General features: G+C 44.3%; 17 protein-coding genes. 2 read left to right on the top strand and 15 right to left on the bottom strand.

Going from position 1 to position 19,130, the window contains the following annotated elements:
- Positions 1 to 207: 207 nt before the first annotated feature.
- The 14 genes from AC6R00_RS22610 to AC6R00_RS22545 form a co-directional block, all read right to left on the bottom strand.
- On the bottom strand, positions 208 to 825 hold the full coding sequence (locus AC6R00_RS22610) for a LysE family translocator (protein WP_172848862.1): 618 nt from the start codon (positions 823 to 825) through the stop codon (positions 208 to 210).
- A gap of 410 nt (positions 826 to 1,235) precedes the next feature.
- Positions 1,236 to 2,099 (bottom strand): phage integrase N-terminal domain-containing protein, encoded by an 864-nt coding sequence (locus AC6R00_RS22605; protein ID WP_500642024.1) that lies wholly within the window; start codon positions 2,097 to 2,099, stop codon positions 1,236 to 1,238.
- A gap of 775 nt (positions 2,100 to 2,874) precedes the next feature.
- On the bottom strand, positions 2,875 to 3,753 hold the full coding sequence (locus AC6R00_RS22600; protein ID WP_500642023.1) for an alpha/beta hydrolase fold domain-containing protein: 879 nt from the start codon (positions 3,751 to 3,753) through the stop codon (positions 2,875 to 2,877).
- Between the two features lie 32 nt (positions 3,754 to 3,785).
- The gene (locus tag AC6R00_RS22595; protein ID WP_500642022.1) at positions 3,786 to 5,732 is read right to left on the bottom strand and encodes a TonB-dependent receptor domain-containing protein; all 1,947 of its coding nucleotides are present in this window, start codon (positions 5,730 to 5,732) and stop codon (positions 3,786 to 3,788) included.
- A 151-nt stretch (positions 5,733 to 5,883) separates the two neighbouring features.
- Complete coding sequence (locus AC6R00_RS22590) at positions 5,884 to 6,822, bottom strand: LysR family transcriptional regulator (RefSeq protein WP_457867456.1); 939 nt, start codon at positions 6,820 to 6,822, stop codon at positions 5,884 to 5,886.
- Between the two features lie 191 nt (positions 6,823 to 7,013).
- Positions 7,014 to 7,166: an EAL domain-containing protein gene (locus AC6R00_RS22585; RefSeq protein ID WP_500642230.1), complete on the bottom strand. Its 153-nt coding sequence runs from the start codon at positions 7,164 to 7,166 to the stop codon at positions 7,014 to 7,016.
- Between the two features lie 18 nt (positions 7,167 to 7,184).
- Complete coding sequence (locus AC6R00_RS22580) at positions 7,185 to 8,441, bottom strand: site-specific integrase (protein ID WP_500642021.1); 1,257 nt, start codon at positions 8,439 to 8,441, stop codon at positions 7,185 to 7,187.
- On the bottom strand, positions 8,441 to 8,650 hold the full coding sequence (locus tag AC6R00_RS22575) for a MerR family transcriptional regulator (protein ID WP_500642020.1): 210 nt from the start codon (positions 8,648 to 8,650) through the stop codon (positions 8,441 to 8,443). The genes AC6R00_RS22580 and AC6R00_RS22575 overlap by 1 nt, the downstream gene beginning before the upstream one ends.
- A gap of 609 nt (positions 8,651 to 9,259) precedes the next feature.
- Positions 9,260 to 10,174: a heme o synthase gene (cyoE, locus tag AC6R00_RS22570; protein WP_500642019.1), complete on the bottom strand. Its 915-nt coding sequence runs from the start codon at positions 10,172 to 10,174 to the stop codon at positions 9,260 to 9,262.
- Positions 10,135 to 10,446: a cytochrome o ubiquinol oxidase subunit IV gene (cyoD, locus tag AC6R00_RS22565; protein ID WP_500642018.1), complete on the bottom strand. Its 312-nt coding sequence runs from the start codon at positions 10,444 to 10,446 to the stop codon at positions 10,135 to 10,137. Before cyoD ends, cyoE begins: the two co-directional genes overlap by 40 nt.
- Positions 10,446 to 11,045 carry a cytochrome o ubiquinol oxidase subunit III gene (gene cyoC / locus AC6R00_RS22560; protein WP_500642017.1) on the bottom strand — a complete coding sequence of 200 codons (600 nt, stop codon included), beginning with the start codon at positions 11,043 to 11,045 and terminating at the stop codon, positions 10,446 to 10,448. Before cyoC ends, cyoD begins: the two co-directional genes overlap by 1 nt.
- Positions 11,035 to 13,071 carry a cytochrome o ubiquinol oxidase subunit I gene (cyoB, locus tag AC6R00_RS22555; protein WP_500642016.1) on the bottom strand — a complete coding sequence of 679 codons (2,037 nt, stop codon included), beginning with the start codon at positions 13,069 to 13,071 and terminating at the stop codon, positions 11,035 to 11,037. The genes cyoC and cyoB overlap by 11 nt, the downstream gene beginning before the upstream one ends.
- 4 nt (positions 13,072 to 13,075) lie before the next feature.
- Positions 13,076 to 13,957, bottom strand: coding sequence for a ubiquinol oxidase subunit II (cyoA, locus tag AC6R00_RS22550; RefSeq protein ID WP_069666485.1), 882 nt, complete (start codon positions 13,955 to 13,957; stop codon positions 13,076 to 13,078).
- Between the two features lie 597 nt (positions 13,958 to 14,554).
- On the bottom strand, positions 14,555 to 15,028 hold the full coding sequence (locus tag AC6R00_RS22545) for a hypothetical protein (protein ID WP_500642015.1): 474 nt from the start codon (positions 15,026 to 15,028) through the stop codon (positions 14,555 to 14,557).
- A gap of 332 nt (positions 15,029 to 15,360) precedes the next feature.
- On the opposite strand from AC6R00_RS22545, the gene AC6R00_RS22540 reads away from it, so the two are divergent.
- The gene (locus AC6R00_RS22540) at positions 15,361 to 17,115 is read left to right on the top strand and encodes a Na/Pi cotransporter family protein (RefSeq protein ID WP_500642014.1); all 1,755 of its coding nucleotides are present in this window, start codon (positions 15,361 to 15,363) and stop codon (positions 17,113 to 17,115) included.
- A gap of 96 nt (positions 17,116 to 17,211) precedes the next feature.
- Here AC6R00_RS22540 and AC6R00_RS22535 read toward each other — a convergent pair whose 3' ends face one another.
- Entirely contained in the window at positions 17,212 to 18,150 is a 939-nt protein-coding gene (locus tag AC6R00_RS22535; RefSeq protein WP_500642229.1) for a LysR family transcriptional regulator, read from the bottom strand.
- A gap of 100 nt (positions 18,151 to 18,250) precedes the next feature.
- Between AC6R00_RS22535 and accD the strand changes: the two genes are divergently transcribed.
- On the top strand, positions 18,251 to 19,120 hold the full coding sequence (gene accD, locus AC6R00_RS22530) for an acetyl-CoA carboxylase, carboxyltransferase subunit beta (RefSeq protein WP_500642013.1): 870 nt from the start codon (positions 18,251 to 18,253) through the stop codon (positions 19,118 to 19,120).
- Positions 19,121 to 19,130 lie beyond the last annotated feature (10 nt).

The raw sequence follows: 19,130 nt of genomic DNA, 5'->3' as shown, positions 1-19,130 counted from the left end.
TTTAATGTGAGCAAGGCTGACTGATGATGTTGTGTAATATCGCATCGAAAACTCCCTTCCATTTAATCCCAACGTCATCGTTGCCAAGCACGACATGCATACAAGCGACTTTGCGTTCAGGATGCACAGAGACAATCGGGGACAAAAACAATTTCGATGAGAAAAATTCTTTTAAATCCTTAAACGTTATATAAGCCGTCATTCTGGCTAACTGACCTCTTTATTACCTAACAGTACTGCTGCAACCATCAAAAAAATACCTGACACTCTATCCAACTGATGCTTCATATTTCCATAAAGTCTATGTGCTATCGACTCTGCAAACTTGCCGTAGAAGCACAGGAATACGCAGTCCATTATTAAGTAAGTAGAACTCAAAACCACAAACTGCATCAACAACCCCGATTCAGGGTTGATAAATTGAGGGAATAAGGCTGCAAAGAAAACCACAGCTTTCGGATTGGCAGCTGATGTTATAAAACCTTGCCAATAAAGAGAGGACTTAGAGCGTTGTTGTCCTTGTTGCTCAATGGTGTTAGAGGGATTAGATAACAATAATTTCATGCCTAGATAAAACAAATACGCTACACCACCCCATTTTACAGCGGTAAAAAAATGTTGTGAATTTGCAATAACGGTGGTTAAACCAAGTGCTGCAATGACCATCTGAAAAAAGTTCGCCGTCAAGTCACCAATCGCGGTATAGATTGATCGTCGAAATCCACTACCCATACTATTCGATAACATAAGCAGTTGACTTGGTCCTGGTGTACTCATTAACACCAACACAGTCACAACATAAGTAAACCAGACATCGATATCCATATTTATTTCCTTTGAAACGGAGCTTATCAGGCAGAAAGGCTAACCTTCTCAACGAATAATTCATCTGACTGACTCAGAGTAGAAATTTGGGCCTACATGAAAACCATTATAAAACAACTCAGTAATGAACAAGTTTAGGTAATAGTGACACAAACCGAGAGTTATTCCACTTTTCGTCCTTTTGGGCATCTCAAATGGTGATTTTGATTAGTGAAAGTACTGCAATTTCTGCTCACATTTATAGTACGAGACGTAAGTGCTAAACACGCAATGGGGCAAGAACAAGTTAGGAAAACTCGGATAAACAGCTAAAAATGTTCTGACTGTGAACATTTTGCTCCTCCGAAAAAGAAAAAAGTGTTCTAACCTAGAACACTTTTTAGATCGGTTGTTGGGATCTAACCTCTAATTCAACGGCCTAGATAAACCGCTGTCACTTCCTCTCGGCCATGCCCTAGCTCTTCGCTTATGATCATTCTGGCTTCATAGTCACGCTGCTTGTCTGCACCACTCAACCCTTTCGTTGACGGGCCTCCCGCAGCAGGAGCGCTATTACCCGTCAACTCAAGGTATCGCTGGTGCGCATACGCATGTCTCAGGCCATGTGCACGATCGAGCCCCATCTTGATACACGCCCGTTCGTATCTACCTAGATGAGTTTTATACGTGTCCTCTCTAGGTATTAGTGAGCCATCCCCCACCCACTTTTTTATCAAATCGATGAGTTCACGCTGCGCTTGAGTTCTGATTGGTACGGTTCGGGGTCTAGCGCCTTTCGTTTTAGTCAGGACTAAGTGATCACCTTTGTCTGAAAAGCGCAGTATTATCTTCATGCACTCTTCTCGGCGAAGGCCAAAGGCGGCCTGTAATCTGAAGCTTGCTTCTAAATAGCGGTTATTGAGCCTAGATAATTGCTCATTTGATATGTGGCGGGATCGATTGATGTTTGTTACGTAGTGACGTTTTTCTATACCGAGAGAAGCATTGTTAGCAGGTATAAGCCCCGGCTTACCAATTTTTTCTGATAGCCATCTTAGGTGAGACATTCGGTTTTTGATTGTACCAGCCGACAAGCCTTGCGATTGCCAGTGAGTTAATAACTTTACTATGTGTCGACGGCCAAAATTCTTTAGCTCTAAATTTCGTACGTTGAGCTCTTTTAGTTGACTGTCCACCAGCTTGAGCACTTTCTTTCGCTCCGCTTGAGTTGCTTTTGATCCATCTGGGTTTCGGTGTAGTAAACGGGTAATTTGGAAATAGAAATTAGTAGCCATGCGCTAACCCTCTTCTTGATAAATGAAAAATAAAGAGCCGTGTGTTGTCGGCTCTTTCTCTTGTCATTCGAAGGTTCTTATTTCACGGGGGCAGTAGTTAGGTATCAATGCGATTTAAGATTAGTGTTGTTACTCCCGTTCATTTCGACAGAACGCCTATCACTTCTATGAAGTAATTAGGTAATGGAGTGAGACTACTGTGCGGTCAGAAATTCCGAACAATTGAATGACTGTAAGCCATGTGCAATTGCTTAATCCCCAGAAGCCCGTTGGGCTGGTGAGATAAGAATGCGCTGGTAATTAATTGGTTTCTTTTACAAGTAGGCTATGCAGCAATGGCTGCGTATTTATTTCCATTTCATTGTGTGCGATGAGTGTTGAGTATTCAAATTTAGTGACGCTCTCAGCGCCAGTTTGGGTTCGGCGTCATTCGCTGATAATTCTGAGAATCCGCTCGGAAGGTAGGAATGGCGGGCGCTGTCCGTCCTGTCACTCCATGTTTGGAGTGACAGGACTAGCTCACAATTAAGTCAAATACAAAAGGCCGAATAATTCGATAACGTAAACAGTAGATGTCTCGCACAACATGAGTTGTCTCGAAGGTTTAAAACATAGCGACTTTTAAGGATTCAACCATTGTTTATTGCTAAGCTAGGCTCGTATCAATTATTAAAATAAGAGCTCCATAAGAGAAGTGTGAAAAAGCCAATTGCTGTTGCAATTGGCTTAGTATGAAACAGTCAGAATTTTCTAAGCAGCTTATCGATCGAGACTGTTAATTCGGAAAATATTTCTTCAAGAAACCCAAAACATGCGGGACGTACTTATCGGTATCAAAGACTGGGGCACTGTGCCCAACACCTTCTTCAATGAACAGTTGATTAGGTACCCTGTATTCATCCAGCTTTGCTTTTAATATCTCACTTTGAGATAAAGGCACTCGCTTATCCAAAGTGCCGTGCAGTTGGATGTATGGGGGCGTGCTCTCGTTTACATAGGTCGTCGTTGATGCTTGCTTGGCAATCTCTGGAACAAGGCTAGGGATATCCCCTAAGAAGCGAGATACTGACGACTTCTTGCTGGTTTTCTTGCCCCCCTTATTGCCTAACTCAAGTAAATCAGTAGGACCGAAAAAACTCACCACAGCAGAAACCTTATATTTCGGCGGTTCATAGAAATCCACTTGGTTGTATGCTGAGTTAGTTGCGCCGATAAAACCCGCCAAATGGCCGCCCGCTGAGCGTCCCATCATCACGAGATGATCCGCTTTGATACCGAGCTTTTCAGCATTATCGTGCAGATAGTTCAGTGCATCATTGATGTCTTGAACAGGCTTAGGAAAGGTCGCCTCCCCACTCAAGCGATAATCAACCGACGCTAACGCATAGCCCTCATTCAATACCGATTGGAGTAATAATGGGTTCTTTTCTGGGATTGCATCTTTGCTCCCACGTTTCCATGCGCCACCATGCACCCAAACCAAGAGCGGGTATTGCGTATTTGCTTCAGCCGAGGGTGTATAAAGATCGAGCTTAATCTCTCTTTCACCTACGGTTTTGAACAAGATGTCTTTCTCTACATTGAACTCCCCTGCGAAACAGGCAAAAGGAATGAGTAATAGAGAGGCCATTGCAGACTTAATTTTCGTATTCATAGTTTTATTCTTCGCCTAAAAAGGTAACTCGATCAGAAAGTCGCTTCAGCCGCTAACCAGTAACGTCGGCCATCTTCAATGTAACCAAACTCTTCCTCTGTGGTTTGTTCATCGAACAGGTTGTAAACCGCTGCCATTAACTTCACATTGTTAGTGACACGCCAGTTCGCACCAAGGTCCACGTAAGTAATAGAAGGCGCTAATGTTCTTGTACTATCGCTCGTAATGTTGTTTTTCTCTTCGCCTTGATAGTTCACACGCACCCATGAAACAACATCGTCACGCACTACCCAATCACCGTTAATCGAGATCAGATTTTCAGGTGCTTGAACAAGTGGCAAGCCATCATCTTCGTCACTGGTGCTCTTTTCACTGCGAGTATAAGTGTAGGTTGCACTTAGTGTGATCGATTCGGTAATGCCCTTAGATACTGAGCTTTCCGCACCATAGCTAATCGCATCATCAATATTGATATAAGTGCGGTCACAGCGCCTACTATCTGTACAAGTTGGGTCGACAAATTCACTTTCTATTTTGTTTTTGAAATCGCTGTAAAACAGAGTAACGTTTGCAGAAAGATCTCTATCATCGACGTAATATAACCCCATCTCCGTGTTGACTGAGGTCTCTGGCGTTAACTCTGGATTTCCATAAATTGCGCAACGGCCTCGACAGCTTTCTTGAACCCAGTCTTCGTCCATTTCTGTCAGGCTAGGAGCACGATAGCCGGTAGATACACCCCCTTTTAGTGTCCAGCTTGGATCAATGGACCAAACCCCGTAGACTCTTGGGCTAATCTGCCCATCAAAGATCTCATTGTCGTCGTAACGTAAACCAAGAGTGAGAGCGAATGTATCCGTCAGATACCATTCATCTTCAGCAAATAGTGCCCATTGTTGGTTTTTAGAAGTAAGCGATAAACTATTGTCTGTTAGATCCTTTTGCTCAAATGATGCACCCAGTGTTAGATAATGAGCATCAATAGGCAGGCCTAGCTGAGTATTGATTTGGCTATTTTTGACCTCTTTCTCTGCACCAATATTTTTGACTGTTTCCGTGCTAATAAATGAAGTGCTCGTCCCCCATGCGTAATCACCATCGTGACCGAGACCAACAGATTGACGCTCATATTCTCGCTCGGCGACTTGAGATTCTCGCACCACTGATTTGTCTAGGGTCGTCACTCGCTTTTGGTTGTGATTGGTAAATTCTAGCGTGAAAGTATCATCCGTCGTTGGAGTGAGGTAGACAGACGCTCGGTAGTTATCGAGCGTTTTACCCGCATAACCGCCTTCTATTTCATCTTCTTTTCTTTCCTGATATAGGCCAGTTACAGAAGCACTCAATAGACCATCGACAATTGGGCCCGCAAGGTATAATTGTCCTTGATGGCTGTTCCCTGATTTTGAGTTTTCTTGAAGCGTCATTTCAGTTCGCAAACTGCCGTGCCACTGTTGATAGTCTTTTCGAGTAATGATGTTAATCACACCACCTAATGCATCTGAGCCATACAAAGTCGACATAGGGCCACGGACGACTTCGATGCGTTCAATCGCACTCAGTGGCGGTAGCCAATCTTGTTCGGTAAATGTACTACCGTTGGTTTGGGTTTCTCGGCCAGACTGCTTTCTGCCATCGACAAGAATTGCTGTATATTGGGCAGGCATACCTCGGATTGAGATGTCCTGTCCATCACCACCACCCGTCACTGTGACTCCAGGGATGTCAGTTAGGGCATCGGTAAGGTCTTTATAAGAGCGGTTTTCAAGTTGTTCTCGAGTGAGAACACTAATTGTTGCGGGCGCTTCTGTAACCAGTTGTTCGTAGCCTGATGCCGTAACAACCATGGTCTCCATGGTCGTTGTATTGTTGTTATCTGAAGCGGAAAGTTGGTTACTCGCAATGCTTGCCATAGGTACAGCAAGAAAAGCACAAGCGACGGATGTAGACAGTAGAGTATGTGAGAAAATAGGTTTCATATTGAGCTAATTTAGAATGTAATTGCATTTAATAACTATTCTCAATTAAACCCGATTCAAACAATCACTGACAAGATAATCTCTATCGTAAAAACAGAATATCACTATCCATAATACGAATAGTTAAGATTAGATTATCCGCCTAAAGCATTTAAGATAAGGTATCTTTGCCAACATAAAGCTGCTTAAAGATGTCACGTACCCACTCACACATCGGGTCATCGTTAAAGCGTTTATGCCAATATAGATAGACCTCTTGGAAGTCCAACTGCAACTCAGCGGGGACTTCACGTACGATTAAGCGAGGATCTTGGCAGGCTGCTTCAGCAAATGGCGTCGGCAGATGAAAAATAATATCCGTTTCCGCAGCGATGCTGGGGGCAGAACTAAAATTGCTTAGCTGAACTGGCGCTGACAAGCGTTGTTTTTTGTTCGCTAACCCGAGCTCTTGGTACTTATGTTCAAAAGACAGCCGTTTCTCACCTTGCAAAGAAACTTGTCCAAAATCGAAATCAGCGAGTTTTTCGGGGGTAAGCTCTTGGTCAGCCAATGGGTGTTCGCGGTTCATTAACAAGCGGAATGTGCGCTTAGCAACGACCATTCGGTAGATATTTTGCTCTGAACTTGGCGGCTGGTGAGAAGACAGGGCGAAATGAACATCCCCTGCCACTAAGGCATCAAAATGACGTTTTGGTGCTGAATCCAAGCTGACCGTAAGATTCGGAGCTTGTTGTCGAATCTTGGCAATCACCTTAGGCATTAAAGTATTTATCTGCGGAAGAAGCCCATAAACCTTGACCGTGCTCGTGACGGTGCTTGGGTCAAAAGAGTCTTTGTGGGCAAGTTTCTCTAAACTTGTAATGACATTGTTGATGTCATGCTTTACCGACTCCGCTTTGGGCGTCAGCTCATATCCGTATTTCTTGCGTACCAACAATTCGTCATCAAAAAAAACTCGCATTTTTTGCAATGCTCGACTTACTGCTGACTGACTCATGTTTAAAGCCATAGCAGTATTCGATACATGCTTTTCTTCCAGAAGGTGCTTTAAAACAAACAGTAAATTCAAATCAATTTGAGACAAGTTCATGTAAATACGGCCCACAAAGCTTCAGTAAGTGGAATAGTACATAAACTTTGAGAGATTATGGTAAGTGTTTTTGTAGTGGCATCGTCAATTTGGCCACCTGACTAGAAGTGCTAAGAGGCATTACAGTCCAGCATTTAAACTCGAAGCTGCCCAACTAGTCACTTAGCAAAGCTACACTGTGATTGAAGCTGCTAATTTGAATGGCTTTCCATGTATTGTTTGAGTGACTCCTTATCTAAAGGCTTACTGAAGAGGTAACCCCGAAACAAGTCACAGCCATATTTTTCGAGCAGTAGTTTCTGTTCCTTTGTTTCCACACCTTCTGCTACGACTCTCCTAACAATCCGGACTTTTTGAATCTACTAACCAACTTTTGGCCCCACCTCAATCGCTGGCACCTGATTCCAGCAAATATCATTCTCTCTTGTATAGATCTTCGTTGTATCAGCATTAGCATGGGCCATTCGCTCAGTTGCGCTTAGACCCTGCTCCTCAATCATTCTGGCCGATAAGCCTCGAATCTCGTGATAGGTTGGTCGAAGAGATTTCTTAAGGTGATCGTATAGGCCCAAAGAGTCCCTTACTTTGCTGAACTCTTTGCTTATATTGTGGTGGTGAACCTGATAAAGATGGTCAGTTTCCTTAGAGATGCCTCGCTGTAATTGGCGAGGCTTTCTATGCACCACGTAAGGGCAGTGAAGCCTTGAGGTTTTAGACAGATCAACAATGTCTTTTATCGCCTGAGTGACAGGAATCGCTACCGCAGATGTCTCTGACTTTTGGACTTTCTGGCGGTGAATATAAAGCGTTCCGTAAATGGGTAGGCCGTCAATGTAATCCACCCTACCCTCTGGATTCCAATGGATGCCACATACGCCTTCTCTAGGCTTCTTAATTCGATAACGCAATCGGTAGATTTCTCGCACAGCATGAGTCGTCTCTAGGGTTAAAGACATTGCGACTTTCAAGAATAGTGGTGCTGCTTCATAGATCTGGAGATAACTTTCGTAATCTAAGTTGTGACGTGCTTTGGTGTAATCCTCTTTAGATAAACGTCGCTGTTTCTTGTTAAGAACAAAGTTACTATCTATCGCACTCTCATCAGCCAAATAGGAAAATATCTTTTTCAGATTGCTGATTTTTCCATTTAGCTGTCGATTATTAAGTTCGGCATAGTATTTACCAATGTGCTCATTGATATGCTGTAACTTCAGCGATTTTGTTAAGCACTTTCCCATATGCTCTTCTAACCTTTCGCAGTCACGTTCTAAGTTTCTAAATACATCTTTAGAGAGCTTCTCTTCCGCTTTGACACGGGCCAACACGACAGGAAGCCAATCTTTTAATGGCTTATTAAACTTATCTCTACGCCCTTTGGAGATAGCTCTTTGAAATTGGGTTGGCTCATTGAGATCGAAGTCTTGCGTCAGATCCGGCCTATTCTGCATGTTATAAACATACGCCGCTTGAATTGCCTCTTGCTCAGTTGTGCCACTAGGGAAAAGTCGTTTAACACCTTCAACTGTTGTAAAGCGAAAACGAAGCTCTCCCCTGTGGCTCATTCGCACAAGAAATGCTGGGTAGTGAGCCGTTTCTTTACTTCTTGCTCGACCTACCATTACGACTCCAGAAATCTGACTAGTTCTGAAATTCGATCGGCTGGGTTGCCTATATCCTCATCTATACAGACAAGGTATCGCCCCGTTGGGGTTCGAGTACCGCCCAGCTTGCCAATTTTTATCCAATTAATGATCGTGGCGTTGCACATACCAGAACCAGGATAAAACTCATCAATGTACTGACTCGGTCTTAAGTATCGGATTGCCATGTTCTTCTCCTCACATTTCAAATAATGAAAATTGCTTAAGAAAAACTATGCATGAAATTTTCGGTAAGATTTGTTTTGAGCGGCAATTGGCCACAAAAGCAAATGAAGAGGAGATGAGTAAAGTGGCCGATATCAGTCGCTATAGGGTGGACTTATACAGTAGTAGCAAATATACAACCAATTGATTTTTATACCTTTACTAATTCGAGTATTTTCGCATTTCAGACGTCAATTTAAGATACGAAGTGCTTTATAAAGTAATGAAAACATTAAAAATCAATACCCTACAATTGTGCTTACTACCAACATCGGGGTTTCACCGTTTTTTGAGCCCTCAAAAACGCTCTCAATTCTCTTCAACTGTCTGAAGCTAATCACTTTCCCTAGTAAAACCCTTTAGATGAATAGCCTCTGAGGCTTGAGAAGGTAGTGTTTGGCTGTGCGATACAAGACTCGCTTCTATCACACAGCAGGTTTTGATACTTAGTGCCAAAATGGATTCGGCAACGATAGGGATTACTTCGATGTGCAGTCACCGAAGTGAGCGACAACGTCACTGCTACTTAGTCGATATCTGATATAGCACCGTATCAACCACTAAGGTTGAGGTTATATAGTCAGAGGGATCAGCTCAAGACCGAGTACACCACTGATACTCATCACGACCAGTAAAGACACCTTAAACACTGATTTCGACCAATGGACGTAATTGCGTTCGTCGATTGGACGAAACGTTACTCTTGTCCACATCAAACACACCAAGGCAGAGACCGCCAAGTACTCGTATCCGGCGGATCCGAGTAGGAACAAAGCGAGCGAAACTAATCCAAACGCCACCACGTAAGCTTTCATATGGCGCTGAGCTTTATAGATACCAGCTTGCAGTGGCAAAACAGGTATGTTGGCATCGCGATAGTCCTGCATACGAAACATGGCAATTGCATAAGAGTGCGGCATTTGCCACAAGCAAAACATTGTAAACAGCAGCATCGCTTCAAGGCTGATGTAGTTGGTCACAGCCAAATAGCCGACCAGTGGAGGCACTGCCCCCGACAAGCTGCCAACCAAAGTGCCATATACGGATGTTCGCTTGTACCACATGGTGTAGAAGAACACATAGAACACATAACCCAGTAGCACCACCACCGCCGCTAATGGGTTTGCAAGCTGATAAAGCAACACCGTACCACTGAGTAACAGGGCTAGCGCGTAGACAAACGCCACATCAATATTGATGGTACCTTTAACCAGATCACGTTGCTGAGTTCGCGCCATCTTCTGGTCAATATCTCGATCAAATATGTTGTTCACTACGCAGCCGGACGCAATAACCAGCCCAACACCCAACAGTGTTACTGCTAGTAGCACAAAGCTGGCAGGCTCAGTTTTAGCGGCTAGGAAGAACCCAGCCGCGACCGAAATTAAGTTCCCGACAATGATGCCAGGCTTGGTAATGGAGATATAACGTTTCAGCATACCCATGCCTACAACTTCATGTTGACGTTCATGTTGTAGATGATCCACACCGAGCCAGCGATGAGGATCAAAACGACAATGGCGGTAAACATCAATGAAACCAAATTCCAGCGACCATCGGAAGTTTTGGCTTCCATATGTAGGAAATACTTAAAGTGGACAAAGATCTGCACGATGGCACAGCCAAACAAAATCACATAGGTCGCACCATCAGGCAAAGATTGCGCCCAAACAAAGTAAAACGGGATGACGGTTAGAATCAACGATGCCACAAAGCCTTTCACGTAATCCGACGCACCGGTTTCTAGATACTGTTCCATTACATTACCCCCAAGAGATAAACGATGGTGAATACACAAATCCAAACGATATCGAGGAAATGCCAAAACAAGCTCAGGCATTGGAACCGCATCGACATATTCTCATTCAAGCCTTTGGTAGATAGTTGGTGATAACACACCGCTAACCAAATCAAACCAAAGGTCACGTGTAAACCGTGCGTCCCAACCAACGTAAAGAAAGCCGATAGAAACGCACTTTGCTGTGGACCATAACCTTCAACAATCAGATGATGGAACTCATACACTTCCATGCAAATAAAACCCAAACCAAGTAAGAAGGTTACTTTTAACCAACGTTTTAACCCAGTGACATCATTGCGCTTGAGGGCGATCATGCCAAAGCCAAACGTGATGCTGCTAAAGAGCAGCAACATGGTTTCAACAAACACGAAAGGCAACTCGAAGATGTCTTTACCTGTGGGACCTGCAATCGACGCGCTTTCCAATACGGCGTAAGTCGCAAACAACGTCGCGAACAATACGCAGTCGCTCATCAGGTACACCCAGAAGCCAAAGAGCTTGTTACCTGTAGCATCATGGTGGTGTTCGTGGTCATGAACGGTAACATTAGTTTGCATACGTCACCTCTAGATCATCGTTGTTTTCATTGTCTTTCACTTGTTTCTTCTTCGCCTGCTCCAATTGCTCTCGACGCTGTGCTTCAATCGCTTTTATCTCGTCAACTTCCACGTAGTAATCCACATCCTCGTTGTAACTGTGTTCTATACACGTCACAATGATGCCGACGAGGCTCGCAGCGGCAAGCCACCAGATGTACCAAATCATCGCGAATCCAAACGCCAGTGCCCAGGCAGACACATAGATGCCAGTTGGCGTGTTCTTCGGCATATGGATACGCTCATATTCCACTGTTTTGGTGGGGTCAAAGTCCCCGTTCTGTTTTTGGTACCAGAACGCGTCTAACACGTCACCTTTCGGTAAATGTGCAAAGTTATAGAATGGCGGTGGTGATGAGGTCGCCCATTCGAATGTACGCCCTCCCCACGGATCACCCGTTAAATCGCGATTCTGCTCACGATCACGCACACTGACATAGAACTGAACAAACTGACACACCACACCTAAGGCAATCACAGCAGTACCAGCAGCGGCCACGGCCAGCAGCGGGAAGTATTCAGGATTGAGGTCTTGGCTTAACCGACGTGTCATCCCCATAAAACCCAAAGCATATAGTGGTAAGAAGGCCATAAGGAAACCAACAATCCACAACACAAACGCGCGTTTACCCCAAGTTTCGTTAAGGGTGAATCCAGTCGCCTTCGGGAACCAGTAAGTGATAGCGGCGAAACAGCCAAATACCACGCCACCAATAATAACGTTATGGAAGTGGGCAATTAGGAACACTGAATTGTGCAACACGAAGTCAGCCCCCGGAACCGCCATCAATACGCCCGTCATTCCACCGACGGTAAAGGTAATCAAGAAGCCCACCGTCCACATCATTGGCGTTGTAAAACGGATACGACCTTTATACATCGTGAACAGCCAGTTAAAGATCTTCACGCCAGTTGGGATGGAGATAATCATGGTGGCAATTCCAAAGAAGGCATTCACATTTGCGCCCGAGCCCATGGTGAAGAAGTGATGAAGCCAAACGACAAACGCTAAAATCGTGATCACTATCGTTGCCCACACCAAAGAGGTATAGCCAAATAACTTCTTGCGTGAGAAGGTCGCGGTCACTTCAGAGAACACTCCAAAGATAGGCAAGATCAGAATATACACTTCCGGATGACCCCATGCCCAAATCAGGTTGACATACATCATGACATTGCCACCCAGATCGTTGGTGAAAAAGTGCATGCCCAAGTAGCGGTCAAGCGTTAACAGCGCGATGGTTACTGTCAGAATCGGGAAAGAAATGATGATCAGGATATTGGCACACAAGGATGCCCAAGTGAACACCGGCATCTTCATCATTGGCATCGATGGCGTACGCATACGCAAGATGGTGGCAAAGAAGTTCACCCCAGTCAGTGTGGTCCCTACTCCTGAGATTTGCAAAGCCCATATCCAGTAGTCAACGCCGACTCCCGGACTGGCATCGATCCCAGACAACGGAGGATAAGCCAACCAGCCAGTTCGGCCAAACTCACCCAAACCTAGCGACATGTTGGTCAAGATCACTCCGACCACAAACAGCCAGAAGCTAAGGTTATTCAAGTAAGGAAAAGCTACGTCGCGGGCACCTATTTGCAGAGGAACAATAATGTTCATCAGACCAATAACCAACGGCATCGCGACGAAAAAAATCATGATTACGCCATGGGCGGTAAAGATTTGATCGTAGTGATGAGGAGGTAAATAGCCGCTCTCACCAGCGGCAGACAGGAGCTGCTGACTGCGCATCATCACCGCATCAGCAAAACCACGGATCAGCATAACCATCGCCACCGCGATGTACATAAAGCCCAGTTTTTTATGGTCAACTGAGGTAAACCATTCGTGCCATAAATATTGCCACTTACCCGCTTTGGTAACGGCGGCCACAATAGCTAAACCCACTAAGGCAATCACCGCTAGTGTGACGACAATAATCGGTTCGTGATAAGGGATTGAATCAAGTGTTAGTCTTCCAAACATGCGATTATCCTTGGTTTTCCGGCAAACAGTTCATGGAACCCGGATGCTGGGTCACGACGTCAGTGAATAAAAATGGGGGCACGCTCGAGAACAGAGTCTTCGGCTCTGCAACCGAGGGCGCGGCCAATGCACGAAACTGCTCCCAGTCTTCGATTCGATTAGGACTGGCTTTCACCTGCTGCACCCAGTTAAGGAAAGCAGTGCGATCTTCCATGGCTGTTGCGGTGAACTTCATGTGTGAAAAACCTTCTCCGCTGTAGCTTGAGCCAAAACCTTTATAATCCCCTGTATGGTTGGCGATCAGGTTGAGCTTGGTCACCATGCCCGGCATAGCGTAAATTTGCGTGCCAAGCCGAGGAATAAAGAACGCGTTCATGATGTTGTCGGACGTCAGTTTAAACTGAACAGGCACATTTTTTGGGAACGCGACGTAGTTGACAGTGGCAATGTGCTCATCCGGATAGATGAACAGCCATTTCCAATCAAGCGACACCACCTCAATGGTCATCGGAGTAACGTCACTGGCGATCGGCTTGGAGGGCTCGAGTTCGTGGGTTGAGCGCCATGTGATGGTGGCAAGGATCGCGATAATGATAATGGGGATCGTCCACACCACGATTTCAATTTTTGTTGAGTGCGCCCACTCTGGTGCGTACTCTTCGTTGGTGTTTGACTCGCGATAGCGATACGCGAAGTAAATTGTCATCAAAATCACTGGGATCACGACAATTAACATCAGCAGTAGTGCTGTAATGATTAGTTCTTTTTCTTGAACGCCAATACTGCCCTTCGGGTCAAGTAGTGCAGAATTGCACCCCGAGAGGATAAGTATGGTGCCAAGCAAACTTATCCTCGCAAAGAGGCGTGTGTACCTTGAAACTTCCATTCACTTTCTCAAAATTTTTCCGACTTTAGGTAGTACCTAAAGGTCGGTTGTTATAGTCATTAGAATGCTTATGTGTTTAGGATGTAAGATTGTGAAGAGCAAAATGTAGGGTTTTCAATCACACCACTGAGTTAAAAGCCCTGTGATTTATATGGATTAATTGTTACATTTTGAAACACATTGTTACATTCGGCGCATTATGCTGATCTCCAATAAGAAACTCACCCGCTGAAATTGGAATCTAATCTTCTAAGAATGAAAGACACTCTCAGTGATGAGGTCGTGCGAGTTTCAGATCAACATTGACGTGCTACAAGATAAAGCCATAGCCAATAAGGGATAGCCACCTCTTGCCTAACAGCCGATAAGTTGGAAGTAGACACACTTTACTCCGCTTAGCTAACGTTCACTGTGGGTGCAAAAGTGTGATCTGTTTTAAATTAATGAATTCACGCAGTAATTACATGGTATTGATGGGAGAAAACCTAAACGCCCACCATTCATTGACATAGATAATAAATGCCGCCCTGATGGTGAGGAGGTGTTAAAAGCTGTTGGCTAAGCTTGCAATATTACCAACAGCTTGGAGGTAGGATTCTATTCCGGAGCTTTAAAAGACATATTCAAGTTAAACAGATAGTTTGCCGTCTTAAACATTGGGTCGCTATCTTGCTTTTGTTCATGCTTGGGATTGGTTTCAAACACACCTTCCCATGTCATATTCTTATCCTCATCACACGTTACTTTTCGCGCCATAACTATCTGATTGGGCGGAATAGCGTTACAAGCAATTTCCATTTGTGTGTAAGCATTGGGTAAAGCGGCATGCTTCCCTTTCTTGTAGAGTTCTTCTACCACATCGACCGATTTATCGTCGGTGTATAGAGCATAAACGTACCCACCATACAAAGATGCATACTTCATCGCTATCGTAATATCTTTTGAAGTTGAAATACCCCCTATCATCTGCCCCCCATCTTGGATCTGAATCCCCCCTTTAAAGCGTGGCTTGAAGCCCACGGAAAAGATGGTTGAAGGGGGACGAGTATCAGCTCTATAGACTATACGCATACGCTGTTTGTCTCCTTGTTGCGAATGATTTAAGCGGTGTAAAAGGTCTGTCAGCACTTCTAGCTGAGTTAACCAACAACCCGCCAATAAGAAACAAGTTTAATATACACTAACTTGCTATTCCAAGTATCTCTGAGTTATCTAGCACTGTTTCTATCACAAAGCTAGGTAACAACAAACAGATGTTGTTTTGATTCAATAACTTTCAATTACCACGATGGCACAGATAAAAAGTTCTTATTAGCCGATATAGGACAAACAAGATAAAGGAGATGTACATACGGAAAGCAGCATTTCACCTATGCTTATAAAAAACAATAATAAGTGTCGATATGAAATTCTGCATTCTGCTTACTCTACTATTACTCCCTTTCTCATCTAACGCATCCATCACTGAGCCAGATCAACTGGATTACTTTTCCATGCTTATGGGGCTATTTGGTGGCTTGGCAATGTTTCTGTATGGCATGGAAAAAATGTCTGATGCCTTAAAAAGAACCGCAGGCAGTCGTATGAAGCAGGTTCTTGGTACATTGACTACAAATCGAATGAGTTCCGTTGCAACTGGTGCCGGACTGACTGCCGTTATTCAATCATCCTCAGTAACAACCGTGTTGGTCGTCGGCTTTGTCAGTGCTGGTTTGATGTCCTTAAACCAAGCAGTTGGCGTAATTATGGGCGCAAATATCGGTACCACCGTCACTGCTCAGATTATTGCATTTAAAGTCACCAAAGCAGCCATGGCAATGATCGCGATTGGTTTTGCAATAGAAATGACCTCCAAACGACAACAGAGCAAAAACTACGGCAATATTATTTTTGGACTGGGATTACTATTTTTGGGTATGAACCTGATGAGTGAAGCCATGTCTCCCCTGCGGGTTTTTCAGCCCTTTATCGACTTTATGGCAAGAATGGACAACCCAATTTTTGCGATTTTACTGGCCGCTTCGTTCACTGCCTTAGTCCAGTCATCGTCGGCGACCACAGGTATTGTCATAGTCCTTGCGAGCCAAGGCTTTATTACACTTGAATCTGGCATCGCAATGTCGATGGGAGCCAATATCGGTACATGTGTAACAGCACTACTAGCAGCTATTGGTAAAAGCACAGAAGCAAAGCAAACTTCTGCTATTCATCTTTTATTTAACCTTATCGGCGTTGTTATTTGGCTACCTGTAATCAGTCTTATCGCGTTCGCGGCTACCTCCATATCCCCCAGCCACCTTGATTTGGACGGTATAGAGCGCCTTGCCGCAGAGACACCGCGTCAGATAGCTAATGCAAATACCATGTTTAATATCGCAAATACACTAATCATGCTCCCATTTAGCGCCTTATTTGTTGCCGCTGTTAAAAAGCTAGTGCCGCACCACACTGCAAAAAAGGAACACAAAAAAATCCAGCTTAAGTACATAAAAAAGGAATACTTAGCAACGCCTGATATCGCCCTAGAGCAAGCACACTTAGAAATTGGTCGACTTGGCCGTCGCGTAACCAATATGGTTAATCGTCTTCCTCCTTTGGCAGACCAACCTAAAGATGAAAGCGACAAAAAAACTGTTCGGCAAACACTACGTGAGATTGAAAAAGTAGAGGATGAAGTAGATATCTTACACGCCAAGATCCTTTCTTACTTGGGTAAGTTACGTCAATCTCCACTTAGCCAGAATGAAAGTCGCAATCAAATCAAGTTAGTCAGCATCACAGACCAATTGGAAAGTATTGCTGATCTCGTGGTCAACAACATGCTACCTCTTTGCTACAAGGCATTAGATGCCAACATTCAAGCCAGCCCTGAAATGCGCGATACGCTTGACCGTACCCATTCGAGAGTCAATCAAGCACTCCTCGATAGCGTCAATGCGATACGCCGAGAAGACACCCAGCTCGCCGAGAGTGTGCTCAACGCTAAACGTGAAATTAATGTACTTCTTGAATCGATTCTCGAACTTCAAGCACAAAGACTCTCTCAAGCTACGGAGAAAAGGTTGGATATTTTCCGTGTTCAAATGGAGTGGGTAGAAGCACTAAAACGCATTTACACTTTGAGCAAACGTATTGCCAAATTACAGTTGAGAAAGTAACACCATCTGTCTTCAGTGATAATATTCGTTGAAACCTTGTCAGCTCCTAGATATGGGTAAGATTTGCTTTGTCAGCTTGTAAACATGTCGGAGCAATCAACCCTTCTCGTCACGTATACTTAAGGATTTACCAGCGCTAATGAGTCTGGCTTGTCGTTGCAAATACTCTATAAACACAGGGATCTTTTTGGCGACATGCTTTCTAGACGCGTAGAATGCATACAACACAAGATCTTCAGGTTCGTATTCTAGATCAACGACTTCAAGCGCTCCAGATTCGATCTCGCTCGCGCAAGACTCTTCTGCGAGTATCGCGAACCCCAATCCAGATAACGCCCCTGCTTTAGCAAGATTGCCACTATTTACCTTAAATGATGATTGTACCTTTTGCGTTAACAAGTCACCGTCACCCTTTTTGAAAGTCCATGGTGTTCCGTTAAGTGCCGATAAGCTGCTAATACATGGCACATGTTTTAAGTCCGTGATGTGATAAGGCCTCGTGCAGGTTTGTAACAGCTTGGGCGAAGCAACAACAACACTTGACCAGCGTTCAATCTCTTTTGCTATCCAGTTGCTGTCTGTTAGCTTTCCTCGATTGAAAGTTAACACAACATCAAAACCATCAAGTAAGTCTTCTTTTGGGCTGACGCTCGTGTCGCAGCATAGTGAAATAGCCGAATGCTCTGCACAAAACGATGCCACCACCTGAGATAAAATTGGCGAATCTGGCATTAAGACTCTCAGCTCACCCACAATATCATTGGACGTTTGCATGACCTCGATTAAAGCATCGTTCAACTTCTCCAAGAGTGGTTGAGTTCGTAGGTAGAGAGCTTCTCCCGCTTCGGTAGGAAAAATTCGACGTGTCGTTCGATCAAACAATCGAGTGGCGAGCTTTTCCTCAAGCAAAGCAATATGGCGGCTGACATTTGATGTTGGTAAGTCCAAAAACTCAGCAGCTTTTTTGAAACTATTGCTCTCATATACACAGTGAAAGCTCTTTAGCCATTTCTGATCAATATCCCCAAACACCATTAATCCCAATTTGTTGGATTTACAATCCCAAATAAGCCACTTTATTACCATATTTGGGCTTATACAATACGAGTTTGATTAATACTTAATAAGATGGGTTATGAATTGGTTAGATAAGCTGCTCGATAAGAAACGCATTATCGGTGCGCAAAAAGCATCGATACCAGAAGGTGTTTGGAAAAAGTGCCCTGAGTGCGAACAGATTCTCTACCACTTAGCGCTAGAATCTAATTTGGACGTCTGCCCTAAGTGTCATCATCACATGAGGATGAGCGCCCGACGAAGATTAGAAACATTTCTAGATAATGGGAGCAGCACTGAAATTGGAGTTGAACTAGAACCGAAAGACATACTCAGTTTTAAAGATCGAAAGCGCTACAAAGAACGTCTCGACCTTGCGCAAAGAGAGACGGGAGAAAAAGATTCGTTGATCGCGATGAAAGGCACTCTTGTTGGTTTGCCGGTTGTTGCCTGTGCTTTCGAGTTTAATTTTATGGCTGGCTCAATGGGCTGCGTAACGGGAGCACGCTTCGTTCGCGCTATTGAGGAGGCAATCAATGCCCAGTGTGGGCTCGTGTGTTTTTCCGCTTGCGGAGGCGCTAGAATGCAAGAATCTTTGATGGCTTTACTGCAAATGTCCAAAACAAGTGCCGCATTAGATCGCTTAGCCCAAAAGGGGCTACCTTATATTTCTGTCCTCACTGATCAAACTTTCGGTGGTGTTTCCGCAAGCCTAGCGATGCTGGGCGATATTAATATCGGCGAACCAAATGCCAGAATCGGTTTTGCTGGTCGTCGTGTCATTGAGCAAACGGTTCGAGAGAAACTGCCCGAAGGCTTTCAACGTAGTGAGTTTCTTCTAGAGCACGGTGCTCTAGATATGATTGTTGATAGACGAGAAATGCGTGAGAAAATAGCAGGGCTGCTTGCCAAGATGACTTATAATCCAGCCCGCGAAAAATTCTCTTAACTTCGTAATT

It is taken from the genome of Vibrio sp. R10-SF1-ISO8, assembly GCF_059833805.1.
The sequence above is the reverse complement of the archived record's forward strand: the minus strand, read 5'-3'. Positions and strand labels throughout refer to the sequence as shown.

Excerpts from the sequence above, each read along its gene's own strand:
- AC6R00_RS22610 (WP_172848862.1), bottom strand. The coding sequence starts at position 825 with ATGGATATCGATGTCTGGTTTACTTATGTTGTGACTGTGTTGGTGTTA.
- AC6R00_RS22605 (WP_500642024.1), bottom strand. The coding sequence starts at position 2,099 with ATGGCTACTAATTTCTATTTCCAAATTACCCGTTTACTACACCGAAAC.
- AC6R00_RS22600 (WP_500642023.1), bottom strand. The coding sequence starts at position 3,753 with ATGAATACGAAAATTAAGTCTGCAATGGCCTCTCTATTACTCATTCCT.
- AC6R00_RS22595 (WP_500642022.1), bottom strand. The coding sequence starts at position 5,732 with ATGAAACCTATTTTCTCACATACTCTACTGTCTACATCCGTCGCTTGT.
- AC6R00_RS22590 (WP_457867456.1), bottom strand. The coding sequence starts at position 6,822 with ATGAACTTGTCTCAAATTGATTTGAATTTACTGTTTGTTTTAAAGCAC.
- AC6R00_RS22580 (WP_500642021.1), bottom strand. The coding sequence starts at position 8,441 with ATGGTAGGTCGAGCAAGAAGTAAAGAAACGGCTCACTACCCAGCATTT.
- AC6R00_RS22575 (WP_500642020.1), bottom strand. The coding sequence starts at position 8,650 with ATGGCAATCCGATACTTAAGACCGAGTCAGTACATTGATGAGTTTTAT.
- cyoD (WP_500642018.1), bottom strand. The coding sequence starts at position 10,446 with ATGGAACAGTATCTAGAAACCGGTGCGTCGGATTACGTGAAAGGCTTT.
- cyoC (WP_500642017.1), bottom strand. The coding sequence starts at position 11,045 with ATGCAAACTAATGTTACCGTTCATGACCACGAACACCACCATGATGCT.
- cyoB (WP_500642016.1), bottom strand. The coding sequence starts at position 13,071 with ATGTTTGGAAGACTAACACTTGATTCAATCCCTTATCACGAACCGATT.
- cyoA (WP_069666485.1), bottom strand. The coding sequence starts at position 13,957 with ATGGAAGTTTCAAGGTACACACGCCTCTTTGCGAGGATAAGTTTGCTT.
- AC6R00_RS22545 (WP_500642015.1), bottom strand. The coding sequence starts at position 15,028 with ATGCGTATAGTCTATAGAGCTGATACTCGTCCCCCTTCAACCATCTTT.
- AC6R00_RS22540 (WP_500642014.1), top strand. The coding sequence starts at position 15,361 with ATGAAATTCTGCATTCTGCTTACTCTACTATTACTCCCTTTCTCATCT.
- AC6R00_RS22535 (WP_500642229.1), bottom strand. The coding sequence starts at position 18,150 with ATGGTGTTTGGGGATATTGATCAGAAATGGCTAAAGAGCTTTCACTGT.
- accD (WP_500642013.1), top strand. The coding sequence starts at position 18,251 with ATGAATTGGTTAGATAAGCTGCTCGATAAGAAACGCATTATCGGTGCG.